The following is a 4,200-nucleotide window of genomic DNA, read 5'->3' on the forward strand; positions in this document are numbered from 1 at the left end:
AAGGATATTACAAGTGCTACCCAAACTATGACCGTCGTGTTAAAGGAAGCCCAAACCTTTTTGGATGAGGTAGTCATATCGGCTTCAAGGACTCCTGAGCGTATTTTTGAATCTCCGGTAACCGTTGAGAGAAGTGGTATTTCGGAAATAAAGAATACCACGGCTGCCGATTTTTATGGTGGGTATGAAAAATCTTAAAGGTGTAGACGTGAACACAAACAGTTAAACATTTAAATCGGTTAACACCAGGGGTTTCGCATCTTTTGCCAATACACGTTTTATGCAACTTGTAGATGGTATGGACAACTCTACACCTGCATTGAATTTCCCTATTGGTAATTTAGTTGGTCTTATAGAGCCAGATGTGTTAAGTGTTGAATTGTTGCCTGGGGCATCATCTGCACTATATGGGGCGAATGCATTTAATGGAATTTTGTTTATGCGAAGTAAAAGCCCTTTTGACTATGAAGGTATCAGTGTATCTATTAAACAAGGTATTACTTCTCAACAGGCTTCTGGAGATAATTCTTATACTGATTTTGGTATTAGGGCTGCACATAAGTTCAGCGATAAGTTTGCGGCTAAGGTTAATTTTGGTTACTTAAAAGGTACGGACTGGGCTGCCAATAATACAGATGATAGAAACACAGTTGGTGGTACGCGTGATAACCTAAACTATGACGGTATTAACGTTTATGGTGATGAGGTTGCTACCAATATTAAAGAGGTTGCACTTACGCTTGAGGGCTTAGGTGTTTTGCCTTCTGGGGCAAATGCTTTGGTGCCTTCTGAAATTGTTAGTAGAACCGGGTATAATGAAAGTGATCTTACCAATTACAATGCAGAAAGTATTAAAGCGGATTGGGGCTTGTATTATAGACCCATTGAAGATAATAGTTTAGAAATTTCTTATGTAGGTAAAGTGGGTACAGGTAATACTATTTATCAAGGTACTAATAGATATAATATTGCTGGTTTCTTTCAAGAACAACATAAATTGGAAATCAAAAATGATAACTTTTTTGTAAGGGGTTATGTAGTTGGTGATAAAGCTGGTGATTCTTATGATATGGTTTTTACCGGAATTAATATTAACAGAGCATGGAAAGATGATAATACATGGTTTGGTGAATATACGGGTGCATATGTACAGGCAACATTGGCAGGTGCTACTGATCAGCAGGCACATGCTGCTGCAAGGGCACAAGCTGAATCTGGTAGACTATTGCCAGGTACGCCAGAGTTCGAAGCTGCATTTAATAGGGTAATAAAGGATCCGGATTTAAGTGTAGGGTCACAATTCTATGATCAATCTAAATACTACCATGCTGACGCTAATTATAACTTTAGTCATTTAATTGATTGGGCGGAAATACAAGTTGGTGGTTCTTTTAGAGAATATAGTTTAAATTCTTTAGGTACTATTTATACAGATTCAGAGGAAGACGGACCTATTGATTATTCAGAATTCGGAATTTATTCACAGATTCAAAAAACTTTGCCTAAGGCAGGAGAAAAAAGTTTAAAACAAACGGGGTCTATCAGGTATGATAAATCTGAGTTTTTTGATGGTTTTTATTCTCCAAGATTGTCTGCAGGTTATACATTGAACAGAAATCATAATATAAGAGCGTCTGCTCAAACAGGATTTAGAAATCCTACTACTCAGGATCTGTTTATTGGTTTGGATGCCGGTAGAGCAATTTTAGTTGGTTCTGCACCTGATAATTTAGAGCAATATTCAAGAGATTTTGATGTTAGTGCAACAGGTCAGTTGTTAGGTCAACCTTCGTCGGTTACACAAACTGGTGCAGCTGCATATAATAATTCTTACTCCGCAGCTTCTGCCACGGCTTTGGCTGAGACAGGTGACCCTTCGGTTCTTGAAGTTGCAAATCCAGATTTAGTGAAGCCAGAAAAAGTAACTTCTTTTGAAATCGGGTATAGAGGTAAGGTCGATAAATTAGTTATTGAGTTTAGTACATACTATAACAGCTATCAAGATTTCATCTCTCAAGAGGTAGTTGTTGCTCCTTACTATGGAGAAGTTGGTGATGGCGGACTTTCAGTTGCGGCAATAGCTAATGGAGATTTCCAGGCATATAGTACATACACCAATACTGATGCTAATGTTAATTCTTAGGGAGCATCTATTGGTCTTGATGTTAAGGTGTTGGGTAATTTTGATTTAGGTGGTAGTTATACATTTACAAAACTGGATTTTGATCGTGAAGCCAATCCAGATGTAATGCTGAACTTCAATACTCCAGAGCACAAGTTCAAAGCTTCTTTTGGTAATAAGGAACTTTTTGAAAATTTCGGGTTTAATGTGTCCTATAGGTTTAGCGATGATTATTTCTGGGAAGCTACTTTTGGAAATGGTGTAATCCCTGAATTTCATGTAGTTGATGCGCAAATTAACTATGAAGTTCCAAGTATAAAATCTTCTTTCAAATTAGGGGGTACAAACCTAACGGGTAAAGAATATAACACTGCGTTCGGTACGGGTCTTATTGGGTCTATGTACTATGTTTCTTGGACAATTAACAACTAATTAAAATCAAAAGTTGAAATGAAAAACTTAAAATATTTATATATTTCTTTAGGTGTCTTGGCTTTTACGGCTTGTAACGACCCAGAAGATGTTGATTTAGAACCAGAGGTCATTGTAGAGGAATTGCCTGCGTTAACTGCTGGTTCTGCAGATTTCTCTAATTATGTTTCATTAGGTAACTCTTTAACGGCAGGTTTTACAGATGGAGCTTTATTTCAAGCTAGTCAGACATTGTCTATGCCCAATCTGTTATCGCAAAAATTTAGCCTTGCAGGTGGAGGTAGTTTTAGTCAACCTTTAACCAATGATAATATTGGTGGTCTTGCACTTGCGGGTACTAGAATACAAGATCCTAGACTAGTATTTGGTGGAGCGGGTCCCGTTTCTTTAGAATCTTTAATTGGGGATGTAACCGTTACCACGGATATTGCTTTAAATAACCCAACAGGACCTTTTAATAACCTAGGGGTGCCTGGTGCAAAAAGTTTTCATTTGTTAGCACCGGGATATGGTAATATAGCTAACGTACAATTAGGTCTTGCTAATCCTTATTTTGTAAGAATGACCGGCGCCACGCCAGATATTAGCGTTTTAGAAATGGCAGTTGGTCAGTCCCCTAGTTTTTTCTCTTTATGGATAGGTAATAATGATGTATTAGGATATGCCACTACAGGAGGTGACGGAACAGATCCTATTACACCTATTTCCGGTGCGCCAGGTCAAGGTTTTGATGGTAGTTATGGAGCTTTGATCGCAACGTTAACTGCAGGTGGTGCTCAAGGGGTCGTTGCCAACATTCCTAATGTTACAGATGTGCCTCATTTTACAACAGTGCCACATAACCCATTAGATCCTACCAATCCAGATTTTGGAGATCAAATTGCTACTTTAAATGGCATTGTTGGGCAATTGAATCAAGTGTATGCTTTCTTGGGTGTGCCAGAGCGCTCCATAGAATTTTCCACAACCGCGGCAAGTGAAGTCGTAATAAGAGATGAAACTTTGACCGATTTGTCAGCTCAAATAGCTGGTGTACTTAGTGCAAGTCCTACATTTCCGGCTTTTGTACAATCTTTTGGACTGCCGGTAGAAGCTGCGCCTTTAGTGGCGGGGTTATTGGGTAGTACTTATGGGCAAACCAGAGAAGCAACTGCAGATGATTTGTTCGTATTACCAAGCTCTTCTATTATAGGAACGATAAATACAGAATCCGTTGCTGCTCTTATGGCTGCAGGTTTACCACAGACATTGGCAGGTCAGTTTTCAGTGGAAGGTATTTCATTGCCTTTAGAAGATAAATGGGTGTTGATTCCTAGTGAGCAAGAAGAAATTGCCGTGGCTACAGCGGCTTTCAATCAAATTATAGAAGCTACGGCTAATCAAGCAGGTTTAGCTCTGGTTGATGCAAATGGACTATTGAACCAATTGGCGAATGGAGGTATAACAAGTGGTGATTTTACATTAACCTCAAATTTGGTAACTGGTAGCGCATTCTCTTTAGATGGTATACATCCAACTGCAAGAGGATATGCATTGTTGGCTAATGAATTCATGAAGGCAATAGATGCAACGTATGGTTCTAATTTTGAAGAATCCGGTAATTTGTTGAACGTAGGGGATTATCCTACGAATTACCCGGCAACACT

The 4,200-nt window shown here is 38.8% G+C and carries 2 protein-coding genes and 1 pseudogene; all 3 read left to right on the forward strand.

The genetic code is table 11. From position 1 onward, the window contains the following. The coding region (locus tag CW745_RS16955; RefSeq protein ID WP_238596855.1) for a hypothetical protein at window positions 1–198 on the forward strand (198 nt) is incomplete at its 5' end. A 46-nt stretch (window positions 199–244) separates the two neighbouring features. Next, window positions 245–2,554: pseudogene (locus CW745_RS16410) on the forward strand (TonB-dependent receptor); the annotation flags it as partial. Between the two features lie 18 nt (window positions 2,555–2,572). Beyond that, on the forward strand, window positions 2,573–4,200 hold a 1,628-nt coding region (locus CW745_RS16415), incomplete at its 3' end, for a G-D-S-L family lipolytic protein (RefSeq protein ID WP_101109785.1).

Source organism: Psychromonas sp. psych-6C06, assembly GCF_002835465.1.
Taxonomy (GTDB): Bacteria; Pseudomonadota; Gammaproteobacteria; order Enterobacterales; family Psychromonadaceae; genus Psychromonas.